Origin of the sequence: Advenella kashmirensis W13003 (assembly GCF_000506985.1) — a bacterium.
GTDB classification, from domain to species: Bacteria; Pseudomonadota; Gammaproteobacteria; order Burkholderiales; family Burkholderiaceae_B; genus Advenella; species Advenella kashmirensis_A.
This window is the reverse complement of sequence record NZ_KI650979.1, coordinates 745,133-766,649: the sequence shown is the minus strand read 5'-3', so window position 1 is coordinate 766,649 and position 21,517 is coordinate 745,133. Positions and strand designations below refer to the sequence as shown.

Below are 21,517 nucleotides of genomic sequence, written 5' to 3'. Positions count from 1 at the left end.
AGGCTGTCAATAATTCCGGTTGGCGCCAGACAGGCGTTATTTTATTTTCATGCCCATGTCTTGCATGAGCTTGGTGAAGTAACTGTCTTCTGCCTGCATGGCTTTTTCATAATCGGCCGGAGCCAGAAATTCAATTTCGTTGTAGCTTTCACGCATAAGGTCAACATAGTGTTTGTCCTTCACGGCGTACCGGACCGCATCGGAAAATTTCCTGACGATTTCAGGCGGCGTATTGCGAGGCATGTAAAAACCGTAGCGCGATACAACGGCGACGTCGACCCCTTTTTCACGCAGGGTCGGGACCTCCATGGATGGTGCAAAGCGTTGTTCGCCGGTGACCGCCAGCGCAATCAGTTTGCCGGCCTTCACTTGTGGCACGATGATGCTGGGCGTGGCCAGCGCACTATCGACAATGCCGCTGAGCAACGCGGTGATGGCGGGCCCACCCCCCTGATACGGCACTTCTTGTATCGATACCGCGGCCGTCTTAGCCATGGCGTCGGCTGCAATCTGCGTGGAGGTACCGTGCCCTGGCGACGCATAAGTTATTTGGCCGGGCTCAGCTTTGGCTTGCGCCAAAAAATCATCAAAATTTTTGATCTGCGTGCCACTGCGAGTGACCAGGGTAAAGGGGATGGAAATGACATTGGCAACCGGGGCGAAATCTCGCCACGTGTATGTTGCACCAGTGACTTTAGGGGAGGTAATGATTGCACCGCTGCCCGCGAACAGGACCGTATAGCCGTCGGGCTTGCTGGTCGCGACCCGGGATGATCCCACGACACCACCGGCACCACCGACATTTTCAACGACAATGGGCTGACCGAGTTTTTCCTGCAGCCGCTCTTGCAGTGGCCGGATGTAAAGGTCGGAGCCGCCCGGTGCGTAGGGCACGATGACACGAATCGGTTTTATGGGATAGTCGCCGCCCGCAAACGCCAGCAATGGAAGCCAGGAAATGCCCAGCGCAATGGCATGTCGTATGAGATTCAAAATGTCTCTCCTTATCAATTGTTCTGATGTTGATTCTCACCGCTTTATGCCGATCAGTATACGGATGCCGTTATGCCTTACCAAGCACTCTATTCGAGCTTTCCGCCAGACGAAATATCGGCTTGAATGTATGGCGTAGAGCCGCCGGCAGGAGTAGCATGCAAGCTCTTTCGGATTATTTATTTCAAGACGGGGATATGATGCGGCAAACGCTTTCAATACGCCAGGAGTTCGAGGCGCTGGCCATAGACTATTGGCATGAAGTCGACAGCAATTGGGGGGAAAATGCCCACGAGTTTTATACTGAAGATGCCACTTTTACGACGAGTATGAAGACGCGTCGGGGCCAAATGCAGATACAGGAATTTTATCGTTCACGCAGACAGCGGGGCGCTCGCGTTTCCCTGCATATTGTGCAAAATTTCAGGGCAGAGGCAATAAGCGACAATCGGGCCCGATGCAACTATATTATGAGCTTATATGCCGCGGACGGAGAGCCGGTCTTGCCCTCCCGGCCTCCCATCATGATCGCAGCGGTAACAGAAATCCTGGTGCGTCAGCCTGATCAGTCATGGCGTTATAGCGAACGCACGTTAACTGCTTTATTTCGGGATGAAACGCCAACGACAGGCTGATTTTGTGGTGAATCGGGCGTTACTTTTCCAAGGTGTATTCGCCAGAATTATAGATCCACCCTTTGGCAATGAAGTCAGCACGCGGGGGTGAAAATATGTCAATCAGAAGATGCGCTTCGTCTCCTACTCCCTCGGTTGTATGGATGAGGTGTACAGGGATGACCAAAAGAGAGGGAGAGGGCGCCCCACAGTGCTCATCTTCCTGCCACAGATTCGCATCGTTTCCCCACTGCACGCGCAGGTGGTGTTGATAGTTGCCTCGTATGGCAAGTGATCCCTGCTCGTAGCTGGCGTGCTTGTGGGGACTCAGTTGAGACCGTTTGCGGGGGCCTTCGTAAGCAACCCAGTTGATACTGAGCGTTTCGGTTTGAATGATTTTGAGTCGGGGTTTGTCGGCAGGCGAGGCAATGTCGTCCATCTGCAGTACCTGGACGTCGCCCTGGTTAACCTGTCGTCTATACGGCGTCCGGATCGGATCAATACGCGGGTCGGGATCGGCGTAGGCCGGCGCGTTCAATATGTCGTCCATATTGATATCAGCGCGTGATGATGCAATCACACCGTAGCTAGCACCCGGTTCCAGTGCAATCGAATAGGGACCGGCGGGTACGATGCATACCGTGCCCGCCACAGCGTGAACGGCTGGCTTGTCGGCACGATGGATAACGCCACCCCTGTCGGGCATGAGCACCATCGTTTCGTATTCGCTTTCTATCTGGATTGTCTCGGTGTTCGAACCAGCCTCCAGCCACTCCACGATAAAGTTCTGGCCTCGCATCAGCCACCGTCGTGCCGACCCGATTTGCGTCGATGAAGCGTCGTCAAAGATTTGAAAGCTGCGTTTTCGCACACTGAATGGACTGATTTCCTGCTCGAGAGCTTGTTGCATGGTCGTTTTCCTTGTCAGGTAATATACGGTTCAGTTGGACTGGCCTGCCCGGCGAAAGGGCGCAGGCATTTGTAATATGTCGCCCACAGTGGCATAGTCGATGCCCCCCAGGCGCGTCAAGGGTTTTACGCTCACCGAATCAAAGCGGCCTTCCTCGGTCAAATACTCTGGTGCCATATGTACCCCTACGACACGCCCGAACACGACACTGCTTCGTGTTTCTCCCGGGTGCTCGGGCAGGATTTCCACGATCTGTAGAAGCTGGCATTCGAGATTGGCCGGTGCGGCGGCAACGCGGGGAGGTCGCACTTTTATCGATGGCGATTTTTCCAGCCCCGCAAGCTCGAACTCATCGGTACCGGCAGGGCAGGGCGTTGACGTCAAATTCATGGCTTCGCGCAACTCCCATGAAACCAGATTGGTCACAAACTCTTTTGTTTCTCTGACATTGGCAAGCGTGTCTTTCTCGTGCCGATCATCCGGCGTATTGCATGAGAACATCACCACCGGTGGCGAGGTTGAGACCAGATTGAACTGGGAAAAGGGGGCCAGGTTGACCTGGCCGGCGTTGCTGATTGTGCTGATCCAGCCAATCGGACGGGGCGCGACAATGGCATTGAACAAAGAGCGCTTAAAGCCGGGGGTCGACAGGGGATCCAGAAACATTCAGACTCCTTTGAAGCCAAAAATTTGCGAAGGATTTTTCCACAATACTTTGCTTCGATCTTCGGGATCGGCAAACCAGCGGGACAGGCCTCCGAGTTCGGGGCCGTAGTCTATGCGCGCTTTTGCACGAAGAAAGGGCCAGTCCGATCCCCAAATACAGCGGTCTACCGAAAAAGCGTCGATCAATTTCTCGACATAAGGGTCGCTATCGTGATAGGGCCACCCCTGTTCAGAACAGCGAAACAGGGCCGAGAGCTTGATGATGCAATTGTGCGAGCGCCCCAGCTCCAGCAGGGCCTGAAACCCTGCTTGCTCAGGCCCTTGATCCAGCACGGGACGGCCGCAGTGATCAATGACCAGTGGCGCCTGACAGTTCTCCAAGATCGTGTACGCTTCCAGTAAATGAGCTTCGTCATGGTAGTGAACCTGCACGATGAGCCCGCGCTCTTGTGCCAAAGCCAGCAAACGGGCCCCGCCGGGGCCGCCGATAGCGGGACTGGCAGGAAAGCTCAAATTGAAACGGATGCCCACGACCCCGCCCTGAACCATCGCATCGAGCTCAGTTTCAGAGATATCGTGGGGAACAACGGCAATCCCCTTGAAACGGCCATTGGATGCAGCAATCACATCCAGCATATTGCGGTTGTCAATGCCGTACCCACCCAGTGGATTGATGAGCACCGCGTGACTGAACCCGTGCGCATCCAGTACTGCAGTGTATTGCTCGGCCGTTCCGGTTTCATTGGGCAGGATGGAAAAGCCGCTGCTTTCATGAAACGGGTACCGTGTCAAATCAAAAACATGGGCGTGTGTATCGACTGCAAAGGATGGAGTACTGCCCGGTGTTAGCGTCATAGTGTGTAGCTCACGGATAAATGAGGTTGGAATAAAAATTGAGTGTAAAGGGGGCAAAAAAAAGGTCGTCGATGTCCAGTTCAGAGTAGTTGCCGTAGATGCTGGCCGCGGCGAGTACGGCAAACTGCACACCATGTGTGTCAAGGACAGAGAGGTATTGTTCCATAGTCGCATCATGTGCCGGTTTGTGCCAGGCACTCGGCGGATAATCCATCGCAATAGGCTGAAGTTTTCATTTATCGTCTCCGTTTTACCTTGTTATTGCGCACCAAGCCCGATGGCCGTTGCCACTTGTCCGTAGGTTTTGAGTTCGCTTGCCAGTCTTCGGCCAAACTGTTCTGGCGTCACGGGTTTGGCGGCGACACTACCTTGGGCCAGCAAGGCCTTTTTGAATGCTTCCGTTTGGATTATCTCGTTTACAGCCGTATTGATCTTGAGCACGCTGTCGGACGGGGTGCCTGCCGGCGCCAACAGCCCGTGCCATGTACTGACGATAAAGTCCGGTATACCGCTTTCGGTGAAAGTGGGGACGTCCGGTAGCTGATCGAAGCGTTCATCTGAGGCAATCGCCAATGCTCGTAGTTTTCCCTGCTGTAGAAAGTGCATGACACTGCCGGTCGAGGGAATCGACATATCCACGATTCCACCGATGAGATCAGTCATGCCTTGCGCGGCGCCTTTGTAGGGAACGTGCGTAATCCGGGTTCCCGTTTTTTGTTTGAATATTTCACCGGCCAAATGTGGAATTCCGCCGATTCCCTGCGATGCGTAACTAAACTTGTTAGGTTCTGCTTTGACGGCGCTTATCAGCTGGTTTAGGTTCTGGTATGGAGAGTTGGCATTGACCACCAATATATTGCTGACGTCGACAGTCATGGCCACAGGAGTAAATGATTTTTCGACGTCATAACGCAAATCCTTGTTGACGAATTTATTCAGGTTATGACTTGTTGCCGTGACCAGAATCGTGTAGCCATCCGGCTTGGCGTTGGCGACAGCGGTCGCGGCAATGGTGCCGTTCGCGCCCGGACGATTATCTACAATAACGGTTTGCCCCCAGCGTTTGGATAGTGCTTGCGCAAGCAGACGAGCCGACTGATCAATGGCTCCTCCGGCACTGTAGCCGACGACGAAGGTGACTGGTCGGCTTGGGTAGTCATCGGCACGGGAAGCGCTGCAGAACAAGACTGCGGACAAAGCAAAAGCGGCTGTGAAAAAACGACGTGATCGTGCGAGGTTTTTCATGAGTCTCCCCCTTTTATTGGGTATTGGTTCTTTGATACTTTTATTGGCGCCGTGTTGGTGCCATCGGGGTGGAGCGGTGTTTTTACTTGGTAACGTTACCGCTGCGCGGATGACAAACAGCTCCGGAAGCCAGGACGGGCCAGTGTACGAGTGGCCTGCAAATTGCGTCAACGCCGGATTTCAAGCTTTCCGCACAGTGAAACGGGTGTTTGAAGATCGCATCGTCGTATATTGTGTACCAAACTGAAATTTGGCTTACAACTGCGCAATACAAAAACGGCCCATCGTCACTAAAATATCGCCAAAGTTAATTATGTTGGGAGGAATGATGAAAAAGTTGATTGTGATTATTGGTCTTTTAACGGTATTTTTGACCGGTTGCGTTGTGCATGACCGTCATTCGGGGTATCGCGATGGATATAGATACAGCGGGCCTAAATACGAACGAAAATATGACCGTCATAGTCACTACAGACATCGCAGCCATCATCGGGAATACAAAAAGCATCGGTCACATCGCCGTGGCCACTTCTGTCCGCCCGGACAGGCAAAGAAAGGTCGTTGCTAGAACGTTGAGGGATGGTTGTTTTGTCGGTTGGTAGCGGTAACCGGTTCTGCGCCGCGCAGTCAGGTCAAGCTGATTTTTTGCTTTTGCCGGTTGTTGCGCTGCTTTTTTTCATGAGCTGCTTAACATGCTCGGCGTAGGCCTGCACGTGCCGCAACATGCGTCTTTCGGCGGCTTCCGGGTCCTTGTCTGCGATGGCCTGAAGTATTTTGTCGTGGGCCTGGATGACAATCATCCTGATCTCCAGCGGCGCCATGTTTTTGATTGAGGTTGCTTCGCGAATAAGCTGAGCAATGGAGACGGTGAAGGTGTGAAGCAACTCGTTGTGACTCGCCTGAGCCAGCGCGCAATGCCAATTGACATTTTCCTGGAGATACGTGGGGACGTCGTTACTGGCGGCGACAATCCGCTTTGAAATGGCTTCGAGTTGTGCCAGATCTTCGTCGGTGCGATTGACGGCTGCGAGCCTGGCCAGCATGGGCTCCAGCGCGACGCGCGCTTCGACAATCGAAGTCAATGGAATGCCGCTGATTCGGGCAAAGACATTGATTTGTTCCGATACCATCGCCCCGGTCGGGCGGGTGGCCATGGAGCCGCCATAACGCCCCGATCTGGTTTTGATGAATCCTTCTGCTTCCAAAATGCGCAGGCCCTCGCGGACCGAACCGCGGCTCAGCCCGGTTTGTTCAACCAGCTCGCGTTCTGCAGGCAGCATGGAGCCATCCGGGATTGTTCCATCCAGGATCTGCTCGCGCAACATGGAAGCCAGAATATCGCAGGATTTGGGTACATCGATCAGCGATAGTCTGGGGGTGGAGGCAGAGGGGGAACGACTCATTTTCTTGTCCAGTTTAATAATACGGCTCCGATTTTATCACCAAAAGTTGAAAAATTAATTGTTTGACCATTGAAAAGAAAGACATTATGCTTGTGCAATAAACATAATCTTTTCTCCACCTTCAATCGGAGCAGACATGAGACAGTCCAAAAAAGTCATTATTACGTGTGCAGTCACGGGGTCGATTCATACCCCGTCGATGTCGCAATACTTGCCGGTTACACCGGATGAAATCGCGCAGGGCGCTATCGAAGCCGTGCAGGCGGGCGCCGCGATGGTCCATTTGCATGCGCGCGATCCGGCAACCGGTCAGCCGAAACAGGATCCCAAACTGTTCGCCCAGTTTCTGCCTGTGATCAAAGAGCAGACTGACGCCATCATCAACATTACAACCGGAGGCGGCCTGGGCATGACGCTGGAGGAGCGCCTGGCGCCGGCAGTGTGGGCGGAACCGGAAGTCGCTTCCATGAATATGGGGTCATTCAATTTCAATATTTCCGGCGCAGGCGCGAAAATCGATGCCTTCAAATATGATTGGGAAGCGCCTTATCTGGAGATGACCAAAGATTTTATTTTGTCCAATACGTTCGCGCAGATCGAACAGGGCGTGGGCCAGTTGTCCGCGCTGGGGACCCGTTTCGAATTCGAGTGCTATGACGTTGGGCATTTATATAATGTGGCGCATTTTGCAGATCGCGGTCTGATCAAGCCGCCCTTTTTCCTGCAATGCATCTTCGGCATTCTGGGTGGAATCGGTGCCCATCAGGAGAACCTGCTGCATATGCGCGCCATTGCCGACAAACTCTTTGGCGACGATTATTACCTGTCCGTTCTCGCAGCAGGAAAGCATCAGATGCCTTTTGTGACGATGAGTGCGTTACTGGGCGGGAACGTCCGGGTCGGACTGGAGGACAGTCTGTACCTGGGCAAAGGGCAAATGGCGCGTTCGAATGCGGAGCAGGTGACCAAAATACGAACCATTCTGGAAGAGTTGTCGCTGGAAATCGCGACTCCTGAAGAAGCGCGGGCGATGCTTCAGACCAAGGGGAAAGACAATGTTGCGTTCTGAGTATCTTTGCCATTCAACAAGGGGATGAGGCATGGCCGGTTTGTATTTTGAACAGTTTGAATTGAATCAGATCTTTTCCCACCCGATCCGGCGCACGGTAACGGAAGCGGATAATGTATTTTTTACTGCGCTCACGCACAATCCTGCAGCCTTGCATCTGGATGAGGAATATTGCCGGGAGCATACCGAATTTGGTCAGCGTCTGGTCAACAGTGCGTTTACCCTGGGACTGGTGGTCGGTATTTCGGTTGGCGAAACAACGCTGGGGACAACGGTGGGCAATTTGGGCTGGGACGAGGTGCGCTTTCCGCGACCTGTTTTTCATGGCGATACCATTCACGTGGAATCTGAAGTTGTCTCTTTGAGAGACAGTCGTTCGCGTCCGGACAACGGCATCGTTGTATTCGAACATCGTGGTTTCAATCAACGCAATGAGCTGGTTGCGGTGTGCAAACGATCTGCGCTGATGCTCAGAGCTCCCCACAAGGTGAACTGACCCTCCAAAAACGGCGAACGGGGTTTTGTAACCCCGCCGGCGCTTATGTAAGAACCGGATAGTGGCCAGGTGTCCACTATCCGGTTCATTTATTGTGGCTCGATTCCCGCCTCTTTGACTTTTTCTCCCCAGACTTTCAATTGATCTACAACGAACGGGCCGAATTTTTCTGCCGGTGCGGCTGTCGGCTCGGCACCCATTTTTATCAGGCGCTGCTGCATATCGTCAGACGAGGTGATTTTGACCAGTTCGTCGCTCAGGCGCTTTACGATAGGCTTGGGCATGTCGGCGGGGCCAAAGATGCCTACCCAGGCAGCCAGGTCAAACGTGGGCTGATTGATTGTTTCGGCAATCGTTGGAAGCTTGGGCGCGAGTACCGACCGCTTCTTGGTGGTGACGCCCAGGATTTTCAATTTTCCTGATTCGATATAGGCACCGGCCGATGCCAGATCGGCAAACATGAACGAGGCCCGTCCCCCGATGATGTCGGTCATGGCTTGTGGCGAGCTCTTATAGGGTACGGCAGTCGCATTTATTCCAACTGCTTTGTCAAATGCCGCGGCGGCAATCTGGCCCGTACTGTTTCCATACGCGTAACTGAGCGCTGCGCCATCCTTTTTCTTGTGATCGATCAGTTCCTGTACGCTGGATATGGGTAGCGTACCACTGACGGCCAGGACAAACGGGAAATTGCAGATTTGTGCCAGCGGGGTAAAGTCCTTCACGGGATCATATCGCAGCGACTTGAACAGGTACGGATTGGCAGAATGCGTGGTATTGGTTGCCAGCATGATGGTGTAGCCATCGGGTTTGGCATTTTTCACATAATCAGCGGCGATCTGTCCTGAGGCGCCAGGCTTGTTTTCAACGATGACCGTTTGCCCCAGATTCTTCTGTAATCGTTCGGCCAGCAGGCGCGCGACAATGTCACTGGCGCTGCCGGCGCTGAAGGCAGTGATAAAACGGATTTCCTTTTGGGGGTAAGTGTCCTGGGCCCAGGCCGATTGGCTTCCCGCCACCGCGCTCAGGCATGTTACAAGCAACGTTTTTTGGATGATGGTGTTCATCTTTGTCTCCTGTCTTTCATTATGCAACCCTGGTCAGGGCTGGTACGTTGACTGCATTGGTTTTCAGGCTTGCTCCATGCGTGCAAGTATCTGCATGGCCTGTTTCAGATGAGGACGATCGAGCATTTGGCCTTCCAGCTGTACGGTACCGGCGCCGTCGGCCTTTTCAAATGCCTCTACAACCGCTTTTGCATAGTTCAGTTCGGCTGCATCGGGGGTAAATGCCTGATTGATGATGGCGATCTGATCCGGATGAATGGCTATTTTTCCGCTGAATCCGGCCTTGCGGGCACGGATGGCATCTTTTTCCAGGCCCTCTTTATCCCGGAAATTGGACCAGACCGTATCGATGGCCGGTACACCGGCCGCGTGCGCGCCCAGCAGACACAGTGATCGTGCGAGCTGGTAAGTAAACTCATATTCGCCGTTTTCCACCCGGTTGGTACTGGCGCCGATGGCGGCGGCCAGATCTTCTGCGCCCCAGGTCAATGCGTGCAGCCGCGGGCTGCAATCCTTGTATCCGCCCAGGGAAAACAGCGCGGACGGGGTTTCGGTAGCGACCGGCATGATGGCAATGGCACCTTTTTCTACACCGTCGCGGGCCTCCAGTGCATCCAGAAAAAAGCCCAGTCGCACGATCTCCTGCGCGCTGGAGCCCTTCGGTAGCAGGATTCCGTCGGGCGCGGCCTTGACCACGGCGGCCAGATCATCAAGTGCCAGTGCGGTGTCCAGGGGATTGATGCGCACCCATAGTTTCTGGCGACGATCCTGCCGCTGCTTCAGGTAATCATGCACCATTTGCCGCGCAACGGGCAGGCGCGAGACTTCAACTGCGTCTTCAAGATCAAGGACCAGCGCATCGGCTCCTGATGTCTCTGCCTTGACCATCTTTCGTTCGCTGTCGCCAGGAACGAAAAGTAATGATCGGAATGTCATTGTGGCTACTCCTTAAGGTAGTGTTATTGGCCCCGGAACACCGGGGGGCGCCGCTCTTTAAAGGCGTCGGCTCCTTCCTTGATATCAACTGATTCCTGCAAAATTCTGAGAAACAGCTGTTCCATCCGCAGCCCTGTGGCCAAATCGGCGTCACGACTGCGGACTGCCAGCTCTTTTGCTGCCTGAACGGCCAGCGGTGCGTTGGCGGCAAGACGCAAGGCGTAGTCACGCGCGCATTGCATAAGGGCGTCCTGCTCCACAACTTTATTGACCAGGCCCCAGCGTTCGGCAGTATTTGCGTCGAACTGATCTCCGATAAGCAGCATTTCCATGGCGATGGCGTGCGGCAACTGCTGGCTGATGCGTTGTGTGCCGCCATTCGCCGGAAAAGCGCCACGCTGCACTTCCGACAGGCCAAAGCGCGCCTGCGTTGTGCACACTCTCAGGTCGGTGGCAAGCAGCAATGTCATGCCGCCGCCCAGGCAGTAACCATTGACGGCCGCGACAATGGGCTTCCAGACCTCCAGCCCGCGATTCAGCAGTTCGCCCTGCTGGGTGTTTAACAGTGCAGATAGCGGCGGGGCCGTTGTGAGAAAACTTTTGATATCGGCGCCGGCGCAAAAGGCCTGATCACCTGCGCCCGTCACGATGGCAACGCGGATGGCCGGGTCATCCCGAACGCGTTTCCAGGCTTGCGAAAGCAGATCGTAGTGGGCCTGGTCAAGCGCATTCCGGCGTTCAGGGCGATTGATCGTGATCGTGGCGATGCCATTGTCTTCCAGCTGAAAATCGATGGACACGTCTATTCCTTACCGATAGCAGATCGGGGTGTAAAGTTTACGGGAGTGGCAAATTGTGTTGATTGACACGATAAAGAATAGATAATAATATTGAATTAGTCAACGGTTAGACCATTAGAATTTTAAATAAAGTTGTCCCATTTAAATGGAGGAAGTGGTGCAAACGAAAATGCTGGAGCATCTTCAAATCGTCGATTTTTCCAAGGTGCTTGCCGGACCTTTGTGTACGCAGTACCTCGCCGATATGGGCGCAGAGGTCATCAAGGTCGAGACGGTGGGCGGCGGCGACGATACCCGCAGCTGGCCGCCCTTTCATGAGGGAACGGGCACCGTGTTTCTGAGCGCGAACCGCAACAAGCGCAGTATCGCGCTGGATCTCAAATCCCCGGAAGGACAGGTGATTGCGCGGCAACTGATTCAGCGTGCAGATGTCGTAGTGGAGAGTTTTGCGCCAGGCGTCACGGCCCGCCTGGGCATCGACTATGAATCTGCACAAAAAATCAAACCGGACATCATTTATTGCAGCATCACGGGGTTTGGCAGTGTCGGACCGCTGAAACAGGCGAAAGGATACGATGTGATTCTGCAGGCCTTCAGCGGAATGATGGCAACAACCGGCGAACAGGACGGTATGCCGGCGCGCAGCCCGTTTTCTCCCGTGGATCAGGCAACCGGCATGCATGCGGCTATCGGCATTCTGGGCGCAGTCGTGCAGCATGGCCACACGGGCAAGGGCGCACTTATTGAAGCGTCGCTGTTCGATACTGCCGTCGGCTTTCTGGGCTATATGTCGCAAAGCTACTGGGAGCGCAAAACGGAGCCACGACGCTGGGGGTCTGCCCATGAATCCCTGTGTCCGTATCAGGCATTCGAGACGCGTGATAAGCCGATTCTGCTGGGGATCGCGAATGACGCTTTGTGGCAGACATTTTGTCGCGAGACCGGTGCACGTGAGCTTGCCGACATGCCGGCCTTTAAGACCAACGCGTGCCGCGTTGAAAACCGCAGCGAGGTGGTTGCAGCGGTACAGGCGATATTGCTGCAGCGTACGCGGGATGACTGGATTTCTCAATTATCGCGTACTGGTATTCCCTGCGCATCGATTCAGGGTGTGGGAGAAATGCTTAATCATCCGCATACGCTTGAAAGCGGCATGGTTCAGACATGGCAAAGCGGGACCGACAGTGCCTTGAACGTGATCAGTCAACCCTTGCGATTCAATGGTGAACGTAATGCCATACGATCTGCGCCGCCTGCGCATGGCGAGCATACCGATGATATTCTGGCCAGCCTGGGGTATTCCGAGACAGATATTGCGCAGCTCAGACAGAAGGGCTCTGTGGGTTGCGCCGTGAGCCAACCGGTGTCCACGGATCGTCTTGCCGCTTCTACGTAATAATTGATTAAATGACGGATGTAATATGGATTTTTCATTGACAGAAGACCAGGCTGCGATTCAATCGGCTATTGAAGAATTGTGCGCGCCATTCAACGACGATTACTGGCTCACGAAAGACAACAACGGAGGGTTCCCGGACGACTTTTATGCAGCCATTGCCAAGGCAGGATGGCTCGGCATCGCCATGCCAGAAGCGTATGGTGGCGCGGGTTTAGGCATTGCCGAAGCTGCTCTGATGATGGAAACCATCTCGGGCACAGGGGCCGGGCTCTCCGGGGCGTCTGCCGTTCACATGAATGTATTCGGTTTGCATCCGGTGGTGGTATTCGGGTCAGATGAGCAAAAGCAGCGATGGCTGCCTCCAATCATCAATGGGGAAACCAAAGCGTGCTTTGGCGTTACTGAACCCAACACGGGTCTGAATACATTGAAACTGAAGACTACGGCACAGCGCAAAGGAGATCGCTATGTGGTCAACGGCCAGAAAATCTGGATTTCAACGGCGCAGGTGGCGCACAAGATTTTGTTGCTCGCGCGCACAACACCTGTAGACCAGGTGACCTCTTCGACGCACGGCTTGAGTCTTTTTTATACCGATCTTGATCGTTCGAAAATTGATGTACGGGAAATACAAAAACTGGGACGCAAGGCGGTCGACTCCAATGAGTTGTTCATAGACGGGTTGGAGATTCCGGTAGAAGACAGGATCGGCGAAGAAGGAAAGGGCTTTCAGTATATTCTGCATGGCATGAATCCGGAAAGAATCCTGCTTGCAGCAGAAGCAACGGGTCTGGGCAAAGCTGCGTTACGCAAGGCAGCAAAGTATGCTGCTGACCGAGTTGTATTCAATCGACCGATCGGCATGAATCAGGGGATTCAGCATCCGCTTGCTGAAAGATGGGTTGAGCTGGAGGCCGCGACATTGCTTTATCAAAAAGCTGCCTGGCTGTATGACAACGATCATAACTGCGCTGCAGAGGCAAATGCGGCCAAATTCTTTGCTTCTGAGGCGGGGTTTCATGCCTGCGAGACGGCGGTACTGACACATGGGGGCATGGGCTATGCGAAGGAATATCATGTTGAACGCTATATGCGTGAAGCCATGCTGCCTCGTATTGCGCCGGTATCGCCGCAGCTGATTTTGTGTTTTATTGCGGAGAAGGTGCTGGGGTTGCCGAAGTCTTATTAATAGGGTGTTGGTATCCGCCAGAACTGCCTTTCTCATCTGACTTCCTCAAGAAAACTGCCGGATAGCTCCGTCCCAATCCCCGCTTTGAATGAGAGAACGCACTACGTCTTTCAGAACCACGCGAGTGGCCAGGGCTGCCGGCGAAAGTTCTTCGTCGGATGGCGCTGTCAGGATCGTGCAGCGAAAGAGCGATTCGTCCGTGATCAGCACCGACAGGATATCTTCATTTTGAATCAGGGCCATTGCAGAACTTGGATGTATCGTCGCTCCCATGCCTTGTTGGACGGCGCTCATAAGCGTGTTCAAACCATCGATTTCAAGAACAATATTAGGCCTGATGTTTTTTCTGTTGAACGCATTGATGATAATACTCACCAGCGTATGCCGTCCCGTAGGAAGAATCAAGGGCAGATCAGCAATCTGTTCAAGTGAAGTGCGTTTGCCACGGGGCATACCAGGCAGGGAGGCGTTGCCGATGACAAAAAGCTTTTCTTTCAACAAAGGTAGCGCGCTCATTCTGGGATCCTCGCCAATGTCGAAACGCATGGACATATCCAGCCGGCGAGTATCGAGCAGGGTGGTCAGATGGGCGGACAAGCCCTCTACTATTTGAACTTTTATTTTCGGGTAACGCTTGCGCATTTCTGTCAGCAGAGGTAAAGCGAGTTTCAGCGCCGTAGTGGGTGCCATCCCAATGCTGACCTTACCAGAGAGTCGCTCGCTGCGCGTGGCGCTGGAGGCTTGCTCGACATGGTGACAAATGGCCCGGGCATGTCGAAGAAACTCCAGACCTGCGCCGGTAGGTATCACGCCCGTCGATTGCCGTTGCAATAACCGGGTGGATAACTCGCTTTCCAGTTTGCTGATTTGCTGGCTGAGCGTGGAGGTGGTGACGTCGAGTGCCATTGCCGCTTTGCCCATGCTGCCGGACTCCACAACCCGAATAAAGTATTGAATTTGGCGTAGTTCCATTTAGATTCCTTGTTGCCAGCCGGGGCAACCCTGAGGGAGTCGGGCGTGTTTGCCGATCTTACTCTATCTATGATATGACAAGTGTTTAATTAAATTAAAGGGCTCTTGATTCTACGCTACTGGGCAAAACGCACATGTGTTCTTAGAATGCGAAGCGTAGACCGTTACGTCCCGTTAAAGCGCCTTTTACCGATATAAGTGCAGAACAGGCACAGTGCCTCCCGAAATACTTGCCATTTTTTTGGATCTCGCCATGAACCGATATGAATTGAAAATTTCGTCAATACAACATCAATGCAGTGCACAGGAGTGGCAACGGCGAGTCGATCTGGCTGCGTGTTATCGGTTAGTCGCCTTGTATGGCATGTCCGATATGATCGCGAATCATATTTCAGCCAGTGTGCCAGGTGAAGAGAATGCATTCCTGATCAATCCCTACGGCATGCTGTATGAAGAAATTACTGCTTCCAGCCTGATTAAAGTCGATTTGAACGGAAATATCCTGGCCAAGCCTGACTTCGGGGACCTGGACTATGGCATCAATAGGGCAGGCTACGTGATACACAGTGCAATTCATGAGGCAAGACATGATGTCGCTTGTGTTATTCACACGCATAGTTGGGCTTCTATGGCTGTTTCATCGCTGGCTTGCGGTCTGTTGCCGCTGAACCAGACGGCCATGCGGTTTTTGAAAATCGGATATCACGATTATCAAGGCGTGGTGCTGGACGATAAAGAAAAGAAATCTCTGATTCAGGATCTTGGTGCAGGTGAGGCGCTTATTTTGCGCAATCATGGTGCGCTCGTCGCTTCTGCTAGCATCGCAGAAGCGTTCAACTGGATGCACCGTCTGGAATTGGCCTGTAGATCCCAGCTTGCCGCCATGGCATGCAATTCGCCTCTGTCCGAGGTGGGAGCCGGTGTCCTGGAAGAAACCTGGAACAATTACCAGCCGGGTACTCGCCGTCCTTATGGGGTCATGGAATGGCCCGCTTTGCTGCGCAAACTGGATCGTCTGGATCCATCCTACCGTACCTGAATAAAACATTATTACATCGGAGACACTTCATGACATCGATAAAATTCGCTGTGGGGGCGCTTTGCGCCTGTACTATCCTGGGCGCAGCACCTGCGTCTGCCGCTTACCCTGATAAACCGATTACCATGGTCGTGCCGTTTTCGCCGGGCGGCAACCTGGATATCACAGCCAGAATCGTGGCTCCGGCCCTGGAAAAGGTCCTTAATGCCAGAATCGTCGTCGTCAATAAACCAGGCGCGGGCGGTATTATTGGTGCCAATCAGGTCGCCCGGTCGGCACCCGATGGCTACACCATGCTCGTGACCACACCAAATGCGATTGCCGTCGCACCGTTCATGGCAGCGACTGACTACAAACCAGAGGACTTTCAAGCCGTCGGGTTGATCGCCAGCACGCCGCTGGTCGTGGATGTGCCGGTGGACAGCCCGTACCATTCCATTAATGATTTGATCAAGGATGCCTGTCGTAATCCCGGTAAACTGACGGTCGGCCATTCAGGTATCGGAACCACTAACTATGTGGCGTTGATCAAGTTGCAGCAGATGACCAATTGCACTTTCAATCCCATTGCCTATAAGGGATCCGCGCCTGCTCTGGTCGATCTGGCAGGAGGCCAGCTCGACACGGTCATTGACCAGCTTAGCAGTTCGACGAGCTTGATCACGGGCGGCAAAATCAAGGCGCTTGCTGTTATGACCGCACAGCCTGTGTCGGCCCTCAAAGGCGTGCCCACGCTGGAAGAGTCCGGCATAAAAGGGCTGGACGAATCCACACGTACCGGTATTCTTTTGCCCAAGGGCGTGCCTGCGGATGTCGTCAAGCAATTGAATGATGCGGTGGTACAGGTATCGAAGGACAGCAAGGTTATGACTGCCATGGACAATATCGGCAGCATGGCAGAGTCATCCACACCCGCGACATTCACTGACCTTATTTCAAGTGAAACGGAGATGGCGCGCCGCCTGGATCAGGCCGGGAAGCTGAAAACCCGTTAATGGTTCGCAATGTCATTGCTGACACCCTTAAACTTTTGAGTATTCCATGACGAAACCTTGCCTTGCCCCGCTAGACCACATTACGCCTCTTACTTTTCAGGTGCCCGAACGCGCCTGCGATAGTCATGCGCACATTTTTGGCCCCTACTCTGCCTATGCACTTTCAGATGACAGAAGTTATACGCCGCCGGAGAACGCGCTGGAACGTTATCTGGCGCACTTGCAACGCATTGGATTTACGCGCGGCGTACTGGTGACGGCGAGCGCTTGCGGGACGGACAATCGTTCTATTCTGGATGCACTGGCTGAGCAGCCTGACAGACTGCGGGGTGTTGCTGTTACCACCGACGATGTGGATAGAGACACCTTGATTCGTTGGCGCAAGGCGGGTATTACCGGTTTGAGATTCAATTTATATGCCATAGACGGGATGGCGGTGTATCGGAATGGGGTAGGACTCGATACGCTGGAGCGTCTCGCCCCGGTGATGCGTGATTTAGGGTTGCATGCGCAAATCTGGGTTCATGCTCCGGATCTGGTTCAACTGGCTCCTCGTTTACTACGTTTGAATATCACGCTGGTGATTGATCATATGGGACGTATGAACGCGTCTCGTGGCGTTCAGGATCCAGGATTCCAGCAATTATTGCGCATGTTGAAAGACGGGGACGCCTGGACCAAAATATCAGGGGCCGATCGCAATACCAACCGGTACGGCCACTATGATGATACTGACGAGTTTGCGCGGCAAATCGTGGCGGCCAATCCCGAGCAGGTCGTATGGGGATCGGACTGGCCGCATATCAATTATTATGAACCCGTTCAAGTGCCCGACGATGGCGTCCTGCTCAACACCCTGGCTCGTTGGCTGCCTGATGAGAAAAGCAGGGAACAGGTTTTGGTATTTAACCCGGCCCGTTTGTATCATTTCGAATCACGTTAGCACTAAATATTGTCGGAGAATCCCTTAATCAATATTCCTGACACGATTGACCTGTCGCTGGTTGACGCCGCCTGATTGGTTGCTCCAGGAATTGCGGACATAACTGGCGACTGCGGCAATTTGCATATCGTTCAGAAAATGGCGAAAGGGTGGCATGCCGTAAGGTTTGGGGTTGGCCTTGGTGCTGGGTGCAAACCCGTCATCCTGATCCGCTGTCAGCGCAGGCGCATACCAGATGCCGTCGGACATGGCACCGCCCTGCAGGGCGCGATTCAGATCCAGGCCGCCTAGACCCATTGCGCGGCGTATGACATTCGGCACAATGTGCGATCTGTAGTTCAGTATTAAAGCCCGGAAATCAGTGAGCCGCTGTGCTTGACCTTTTTGCAGCAGCTCCCTCGATAAACAGCTTGGTAATGGAACGAAATTCGCCCTCCAGAGACAGGCCGGGTGTATGCAGCCATCGCAGCAAGGCGCCCAGGTACAGGTGATGAAACCAAGTGGCGAGCTGATCAGCGGGAGACTCTTTGCTGATCTCGCCGGTCTGCTGGCCGCCTGCGATGAGTTGCTGCCACACGAGCGCGATGTCGCTGCTGTCCGAACGGGCTTCCTGGGGGCCGCGCGTACCTGCGCCAAGGAGCCGATGCCGAAGATAGGCCATCAGATGGTCCGGGTGTTTCTCGCACCAGTCAGCTGATGCGCGTAACACACATGTGATACGCGAACGGAACGTTCTGCATCTGGCAATGCTGCTCTGCAGGCTCGCCAAGTCTCGTTTCAACTCAGCGTCAATCCAGTAGGCAAGGACGGCTTCTTTGGTCGGGAAGTGGTTGTATAGCGTTCGCTTGGCGACGTCCGCCTCTTCGGCAATCCGTTCCATTGTCACGGATTCGTAGCTCAGAGATTCAAACAACGTCGCTGCGGTGCCGGCGATATGTTCCATCATCTGCCTGAGCTTGCGTTCGCGGCGCCCCGGCGCGTCATGTGTGGATTTCATAGCGCAAGTCCTTCCGAATTATATGCTTTGTGTGTGATTGTTCGTCAGGTGCTGCTCTTTCCTGTGGCAGGCCAAGGAGCAGCGCCATTCATTTGCGAGCGCTGAAGGCGTAAAAGCTGTCACCGGGAATCAATCGCATGGAATTAATGTCTGCGTATCCAGCCTGTTGTAGCTGGTCAATCATCTCCATCTTTTCAGGAAGCCTCCCGCCATGCAGATTGGATGCACCCCAAAGGTTTAGGGCCTCCATGCCAATATTTCCGCCCTGGCAGCATGTGGTGAGCAGTAGTGTGCCGTCCGGCTTCAGAAACCCTCGAATTCTATCAAGGATTTGAATTCTTTCGTCAACGGCAAAGTAGTAAATATTGTTATGGAGCGTAGCCACATCGAAATGGGGTGTGACAGGCATTGTTCGTATATCCCCAATGTCAATGGCGACACGATCGGAAATGCCCCAATCATGCAGGTTCTTTCTGGCGACCTGCGCTACGTCTTCCTGCAATTCCAGGCCCACTGCGGTCAAGAGCGGGTTATGCTCAGCAGCATGTCGAATATAGATCCCGGAGCCGCAGCCGATTTCAAGCAACTTGCAGGGTTTTGAATGGGGAAGGTATCGTTTGATTGCCTCCAATACGAACGGCTCCAGGGCGCGGGAAGATCGCGCTGTGAGCGAACCATCCTGGTTGTCGAGCTGCCATAACTCGCCTTTGCCGATCCTTTCCGGGGTTTCGGTGATCAGGCGATAATGCAGGCTTCCTACTTCCTGCAACAGCGCCAGAGTTGCGTCGTTCTGCGGTTGCGACAGTTTTTCGGCCAATCCCGTAAGAACGTAACCCTGATCAGTAACAACGAGTAGCTTCAACCGGCAGCCCATTTGCAGCCAGCTCTCCAATGCGTCCTTGGTTTTTATGTCGCTGGTGTAGGTCATGACAAGATCATTGAATGGTGCCGGGCCGGACGATAGCCGGTCCATTAAGCCACAATTTTTCAGAGTCGCAAGATAAACGAGCGTGTAGAACGGTTTATAAAGCGCATTCGCCTTTACTGCAGTTCGAAGTTTTCCTTCGCTAAGAAGGGTCAAGAGTGGTGTTATCGACATCATGAAACTTCCTATTGCCTTAGATTAGTCAGGTTTCGATGAGGCAGGCAGCAAAGTGCAGGCCTTCACGTACGAACACGTCGCAGTTCCGCAAAGCGTCATGCGCGGTTGCGAAACTCAGTAGAATCATCTGTCAATGCAAAATAATGCACTATGATCAATAGTATACGACGTGCACTTATTTGGCAACGTAGGTGGTGTGTTCGATTGAGCGAATCAGAGAGGTGGGAAGTGATGCAATTGCAGACAATAAAAAAGCCGCTTCGAAAAGCGGCTAATTTACATATAGAGGTTTTTGGTGGCCTGGGGCAGAATCGAACTGCCGACACAAGGATTTTCAATCCTCTGCTCTACCGACTGAGCTACCTGGCCAACAAAGAACGAAATAATACACTAGTTTTTCGCTTGTGTATATATTTTGAAGCGAAGACGGCATAAATATTTCAAAAAAGAGTCCGGACGGTCTATAATCAGACTAATACCAGATCATAAAAGAAAATTCAAGATATTACGGCCATGTCACTTGACGTTCTAACCTTCGGTTTGAATCATCATTCGGCACCGGTGTCGGTGCGCGAACGGGTTTCCATGCCTGCAGAGCTGCTGCGGCCGGCGCTTGACGGCCTGCGTTCTGCGTTTGGCACGCGTGTGCAGGAAGCAACCATCCTGTCCACCTGTAATCGCACAGAAATCTATTGCGCGGCCCAGTCCGAGGTGGCTGAGCACATTCCCGCCTGGCTGGCCGACTTCAATTCGCTGGAAGCCAACGAATTGCGTCCGCATTTGTATCAATATAACAAAGACCTGGCCGTGCGCCATGCTTTCCGCGTAGCCAGCGGCCTTGATTCGATGGTGCTGGGCGAGCCCCAGATTCTCGGTCAAATGAAAACTGCCGTGCGTGCAGCCAGCGAAGCCGGTTCGCTGGGAACGCTGCTGCATCAGCTGTTTCAAAAAACCTTTTCGGTCGCCAAAGAGGTCCGTACGCAAACGGCCATTGGCGCCCAGTCTGTTTCCATGGCGGCCGCAGCGGTCCGCTTGGCGCAGCGCGTGTTTGGCGATCTGTCCAAAACCCGCGTGTTGTTTATCGGCGCCGGTGAAATGATCGAGCTGTGTTCCACCCATTTTTCTGCGCAAAAGCCATCCTGTATGGTCGTGGCCAATCGCACGCGAGAGCGTGCCGAAACGCTCGCCTCGCAGTTTGACGGGCAGACCATGAAACTGGCTGATCTGCCTGATCGCCTGGCCGACTTTGATATTGTCGTATCCTGTACGGCCAGCTCCTTGCCCATCCTGGGCCTGGGGCTGGTACAGAAAGCATCCAAATCACGGCGTCATATGCCCATGGTCATGATTGACCTGGCCGTGCCGCGCGATATCGAACCTGAAGTTTCACAACTGGACGACGTTTATCTGTATTCCGTCGACGACCTGGGGCGTTATGTGCAAATGGCCAGCGATTCCCGCCAGGCGGCTGTGGTCCAGGCGGAAGCCATTATCGACAGCCGGGTGCAGAATTTCATGCATTGGCTGGACTCGCGCGCTGTCGTGCCGGTTATCCGCAATCTGAATCAGGGTGCCGACGCCGTCATGCAGGCCGAGCTGGAACGGGCGCGGCGACTGCTGGCCAAAGGCGAGAATGCCGATCTGGTTCTGGAGCAGTTTGCGCACAGCCTGACGCAAAAATATTTGCATGCGCCCATGGTGGCGCTCAATCGCAGCCAGGGCGAGGATCGTGCCGCGCTCATGAATATGCTGCCTCAACTCTTTCCGTATCAGGACAGCAACCATTAGCGTTGCTCTTGCCAGTCATTATTGGCGGCGGCGCTCTTC

General features: G+C 53.7%; 23 protein-coding genes and 1 tRNA gene. 9 read left to right on the top strand and 15 right to left on the bottom strand.

Annotated elements, in window-relative coordinates:
* Positions 1-36: 36 nt before the first annotated feature.
* Complete coding sequence (locus tag W822_RS27715; protein WP_024003798.1) at positions 37-993, bottom strand: Bug family tripartite tricarboxylate transporter substrate binding protein; 957 nt, start codon at positions 991-993, stop codon at positions 37-39.
* A gap of 122 nt (positions 994-1,115) precedes the next feature.
* On the opposite strand from W822_RS27715, the gene W822_RS27710 reads away from it, so the two are divergent.
* Entirely contained in the window at positions 1,116-1,628 is a 513-nt protein-coding gene (locus tag W822_RS27710; RefSeq protein WP_253272223.1) for a Cif family virulence factor, read from the top strand.
* A 19-nt stretch (positions 1,629-1,647) separates the two neighbouring features.
* Here the strand turns inward: W822_RS27710 and W822_RS27705 are convergent, their stop codons facing one another.
* From W822_RS27705 to W822_RS27675, 6 genes are all read right to left on the bottom strand, one after another.
* Positions 1,648-2,517 (bottom strand): cupin domain-containing protein, encoded by an 870-nt coding sequence (locus W822_RS27705; RefSeq protein ID WP_051401597.1) that lies wholly within the window; start codon positions 2,515-2,517, stop codon positions 1,648-1,650.
* Between the two features lie 30 nt (positions 2,518-2,547).
* Positions 2,548-3,183: a flavin reductase family protein gene (locus W822_RS27700; protein ID WP_024003795.1), complete on the bottom strand. Its 636-nt coding sequence runs from the start codon at positions 3,181-3,183 to the stop codon at positions 2,548-2,550.
* Positions 3,184-4,038, bottom strand: coding sequence for an amidohydrolase family protein (locus tag W822_RS27695; RefSeq protein ID WP_024003794.1), 855 nt, complete (start codon positions 4,036-4,038; stop codon positions 3,184-3,186).
* 10 nt (positions 4,039-4,048) lie between these two features.
* Complete coding sequence (locus W822_RS46495) at positions 4,049-4,204, bottom strand: hypothetical protein (protein ID WP_172642761.1); 156 nt, start codon at positions 4,202-4,204, stop codon at positions 4,049-4,051.
* Positions 4,205-4,296: 92 nt separating this feature from the next.
* Positions 4,297-5,283, bottom strand: a complete 987-nt coding sequence (locus W822_RS27685; protein WP_024003792.1) for a Bug family tripartite tricarboxylate transporter substrate binding protein — start codon at positions 5,281-5,283, stop codon at positions 4,297-4,299.
* Positions 5,284-5,915: 632 nt separating this feature from the next.
* Positions 5,916-6,686, bottom strand: coding sequence for a FadR/GntR family transcriptional regulator (locus W822_RS27675; protein WP_024003790.1), 771 nt, complete (start codon positions 6,684-6,686; stop codon positions 5,916-5,918).
* Positions 6,687-6,822: 136 nt separating this feature from the next.
* On the opposite strand from W822_RS27675, the gene W822_RS27670 reads away from it, so the two are divergent.
* Together W822_RS27670 and W822_RS27665 are read left to right on the top strand one after the other, a co-directional pair.
* The gene (locus W822_RS27670) at positions 6,823-7,755 is read left to right on the top strand and encodes a 3,5-dioxohexanoate:acetyl-CoA acetone transferase (protein ID WP_024003789.1); all 933 of its coding nucleotides are present in this window, start codon (positions 6,823-6,825) and stop codon (positions 7,753-7,755) included.
* Positions 7,756-7,786: 31 nt separating this feature from the next.
* Positions 7,787-8,251 carry a MaoC family dehydratase gene (locus tag W822_RS27665; RefSeq protein WP_024003788.1) on the top strand — a complete coding sequence of 155 codons (465 nt, stop codon included), beginning with the start codon at positions 7,787-7,789 and terminating at the stop codon, positions 8,249-8,251.
* An 89-nt stretch (positions 8,252-8,340) separates the two neighbouring features.
* On the opposite strand, the gene W822_RS27660 is transcribed toward W822_RS27665, so the two are convergent.
* The 3 genes from W822_RS27660 to W822_RS27650 form a co-directional block, all read right to left on the bottom strand.
* Complete coding sequence (locus W822_RS27660; protein ID WP_024003787.1) at positions 8,341-9,318, bottom strand: Bug family tripartite tricarboxylate transporter substrate binding protein; 978 nt, start codon at positions 9,316-9,318, stop codon at positions 8,341-8,343.
* Positions 9,319-9,381: 63 nt separating this feature from the next.
* Positions 9,382-10,254 (bottom strand): HpcH/HpaI aldolase/citrate lyase family protein, encoded by an 873-nt coding sequence (locus W822_RS27655; protein ID WP_024003786.1) that lies wholly within the window; start codon positions 10,252-10,254, stop codon positions 9,382-9,384.
* Positions 10,255-10,277: 23 nt separating this feature from the next.
* Positions 10,278-11,054, bottom strand: a complete 777-nt coding sequence (locus tag W822_RS27650) for an enoyl-CoA hydratase/isomerase family protein (protein WP_024003785.1) — start codon at positions 11,052-11,054, stop codon at positions 10,278-10,280.
* A gap of 157 nt (positions 11,055-11,211) precedes the next feature.
* Here W822_RS27650 and W822_RS27645 point away from each other — a divergent pair, with 157 nt between their 5' ends.
* Together W822_RS27645 and W822_RS27640 are read left to right on the top strand one after the other, a co-directional pair.
* On the top strand, positions 11,212-12,450 hold the full coding sequence (locus W822_RS27645; RefSeq protein WP_253272222.1) for a CaiB/BaiF CoA transferase family protein: 1,239 nt from the start codon (positions 11,212-11,214) through the stop codon (positions 12,448-12,450).
* Positions 12,451-12,475: 25 nt separating this feature from the next.
* Positions 12,476-13,642: an acyl-CoA dehydrogenase family protein gene (locus tag W822_RS27640; RefSeq protein ID WP_024003783.1), complete on the top strand. Its 1,167-nt coding sequence runs from the start codon at positions 12,476-12,478 to the stop codon at positions 13,640-13,642.
* 45 nt (positions 13,643-13,687) lie between these two features.
* On the opposite strand, the gene W822_RS27635 is transcribed toward W822_RS27640, so the two are convergent.
* Positions 13,688-14,614, bottom strand: coding sequence for a LysR family transcriptional regulator (locus W822_RS27635; protein WP_024003782.1), 927 nt, complete (start codon positions 14,612-14,614; stop codon positions 13,688-13,690).
* A 253-nt stretch (positions 14,615-14,867) separates the two neighbouring features.
* Between W822_RS27635 and W822_RS27630 the strand changes: the two genes are divergently transcribed.
* The 3 genes from W822_RS27630 to W822_RS27620 are packed head-to-tail and all read left to right on the top strand — an operon-like array spanning position 14,868 to position 17,591.
* On the top strand, positions 14,868-15,653 hold the full coding sequence (locus W822_RS27630) for a class II aldolase/adducin family protein (protein ID WP_031242116.1): 786 nt from the start codon (positions 14,868-14,870) through the stop codon (positions 15,651-15,653).
* A gap of 29 nt (positions 15,654-15,682) precedes the next feature.
* Positions 15,683-16,648: a Bug family tripartite tricarboxylate transporter substrate binding protein gene (locus W822_RS27625; RefSeq protein ID WP_024003780.1), complete on the top strand. Its 966-nt coding sequence runs from the start codon at positions 15,683-15,685 to the stop codon at positions 16,646-16,648.
* 46 nt (positions 16,649-16,694) lie between these two features.
* Positions 16,695-17,591: an amidohydrolase family protein gene (locus tag W822_RS27620; protein ID WP_024003779.1), complete on the top strand. Its 897-nt coding sequence runs from the start codon at positions 16,695-16,697 to the stop codon at positions 17,589-17,591.
* Positions 17,592-17,615: 24 nt separating this feature from the next.
* Here the strand turns inward: W822_RS27620 and W822_RS27615 are convergent, their stop codons facing one another.
* The 4 genes from W822_RS27615 to W822_RS27600 all read right to left on the bottom strand — a co-directional run bounded on the left by W822_RS27615 (position 17,616) and on the right by W822_RS27600 (position 20,059).
* Positions 17,616-17,888 (bottom strand): c-type cytochrome, encoded by a 273-nt coding sequence (locus tag W822_RS27615; RefSeq protein WP_024003778.1) that lies wholly within the window; start codon positions 17,886-17,888, stop codon positions 17,616-17,618.
* A 61-nt stretch (positions 17,889-17,949) separates the two neighbouring features.
* Positions 17,950-18,588 (bottom strand): TetR/AcrR family transcriptional regulator, encoded by a 639-nt coding sequence (locus W822_RS27610; protein WP_024003777.1) that lies wholly within the window; start codon positions 18,586-18,588, stop codon positions 17,950-17,952.
* Between the two features lie 88 nt (positions 18,589-18,676).
* The gene (locus W822_RS27605; protein WP_024003776.1) at positions 18,677-19,690 is read right to left on the bottom strand and encodes a class I SAM-dependent methyltransferase; all 1,014 of its coding nucleotides are present in this window, start codon (positions 19,688-19,690) and stop codon (positions 18,677-18,679) included.
* 293 nt (positions 19,691-19,983) lie between these two features.
* A tRNA-Phe gene (locus W822_RS27600) sits at positions 19,984-20,059 on the bottom strand.
* A gap of 144 nt (positions 20,060-20,203) precedes the next feature.
* On the opposite strand from W822_RS27600, the gene hemA reads away from it, so the two are divergent.
* Positions 20,204-21,478, top strand: a complete 1,275-nt coding sequence (gene hemA / locus W822_RS27595; protein ID WP_024003775.1) for a glutamyl-tRNA reductase — start codon at positions 20,204-20,206, stop codon at positions 21,476-21,478.
* The last annotated feature ends 39 nt before the right edge of the window (positions 21,479-21,517 follow it).

Bases quoted from the DNA above. Each gene is read 5' to 3' on its own strand.
- W822_RS27700 (WP_024003795.1), bottom strand. From the start codon at position 3,183: ATGTTTCTGGATCCCCTGTCGACCCCCGGCTTTAAGCGCTCTTTGTTC.
- hemA (WP_024003775.1), top strand. From the start codon at position 20,204: ATGTCACTTGACGTTCTAACCTTCGGTTTGAATCATCATTCGGCACCG.
- W822_RS27625 (WP_024003780.1), top strand. From the start codon at position 15,683: ATGACATCGATAAAATTCGCTGTGGGGGCGCTTTGCGCCTGTACTATC.
- W822_RS27665 (WP_024003788.1), top strand. From the start codon at position 7,787: ATGGCCGGTTTGTATTTTGAACAGTTTGAATTGAATCAGATCTTTTCC.
- W822_RS27615 (WP_024003778.1), bottom strand. From the start codon at position 17,888: ATGGGTCTAGGCGGCCTGGATCTGAATCGCGCCCTGCAGGGCGGTGCC.
- W822_RS27630 (WP_031242116.1), top strand. From the start codon at position 14,868: ATGAACCGATATGAATTGAAAATTTCGTCAATACAACATCAATGCAGT.
- W822_RS27670 (WP_024003789.1), top strand. From the start codon at position 6,823: ATGAGACAGTCCAAAAAAGTCATTATTACGTGTGCAGTCACGGGGTCG.
- W822_RS46495 (WP_172642761.1), bottom strand. From the start codon at position 4,204: ATGGAACAATACCTCTCTGTCCTTGACACACATGGTGTGCAGTTTGCC.
- W822_RS27655 (WP_024003786.1), bottom strand. From the start codon at position 10,254: ATGACATTCCGATCATTACTTTTCGTTCCTGGCGACAGCGAACGAAAG.
- W822_RS27675 (WP_024003790.1), bottom strand. From the start codon at position 6,686: ATGAGTCGTTCCCCCTCTGCCTCCACCCCCAGACTATCGCTGATCGAT.
- W822_RS27695 (WP_024003794.1), bottom strand. From the start codon at position 4,038: ATGACGCTAACACCGGGCAGTACTCCATCCTTTGCAGTCGATACACAC.
- W822_RS27660 (WP_024003787.1), bottom strand. From the start codon at position 9,318: ATGAACACCATCATCCAAAAAACGTTGCTTGTAACATGCCTGAGCGCG.
- W822_RS27620 (WP_024003779.1), top strand. From the start codon at position 16,695: ATGACGAAACCTTGCCTTGCCCCGCTAGACCACATTACGCCTCTTACT.
- W822_RS27705 (WP_051401597.1), bottom strand. From the start codon at position 2,517: ATGCAACAAGCTCTCGAGCAGGAAATCAGTCCATTCAGTGTGCGAAAA.
- W822_RS27605 (WP_024003776.1), bottom strand. From the start codon at position 19,690: ATGATGTCGATAACACCACTCTTGACCCTTCTTAGCGAAGGAAAACTT.
- W822_RS27610 (WP_024003777.1), bottom strand. From the start codon at position 18,588: ATGAAATCCACACATGACGCGCCGGGGCGCCGCGAACGCAAGCTCAGG.
- W822_RS27635 (WP_024003782.1), bottom strand. From the start codon at position 14,614: ATGGAACTACGCCAAATTCAATACTTTATTCGGGTTGTGGAGTCCGGC.
- W822_RS27685 (WP_024003792.1), bottom strand. From the start codon at position 5,283: ATGAAAAACCTCGCACGATCACGTCGTTTTTTCACAGCCGCTTTTGCT.
- W822_RS27640 (WP_024003783.1), top strand. From the start codon at position 12,476: ATGGATTTTTCATTGACAGAAGACCAGGCTGCGATTCAATCGGCTATT.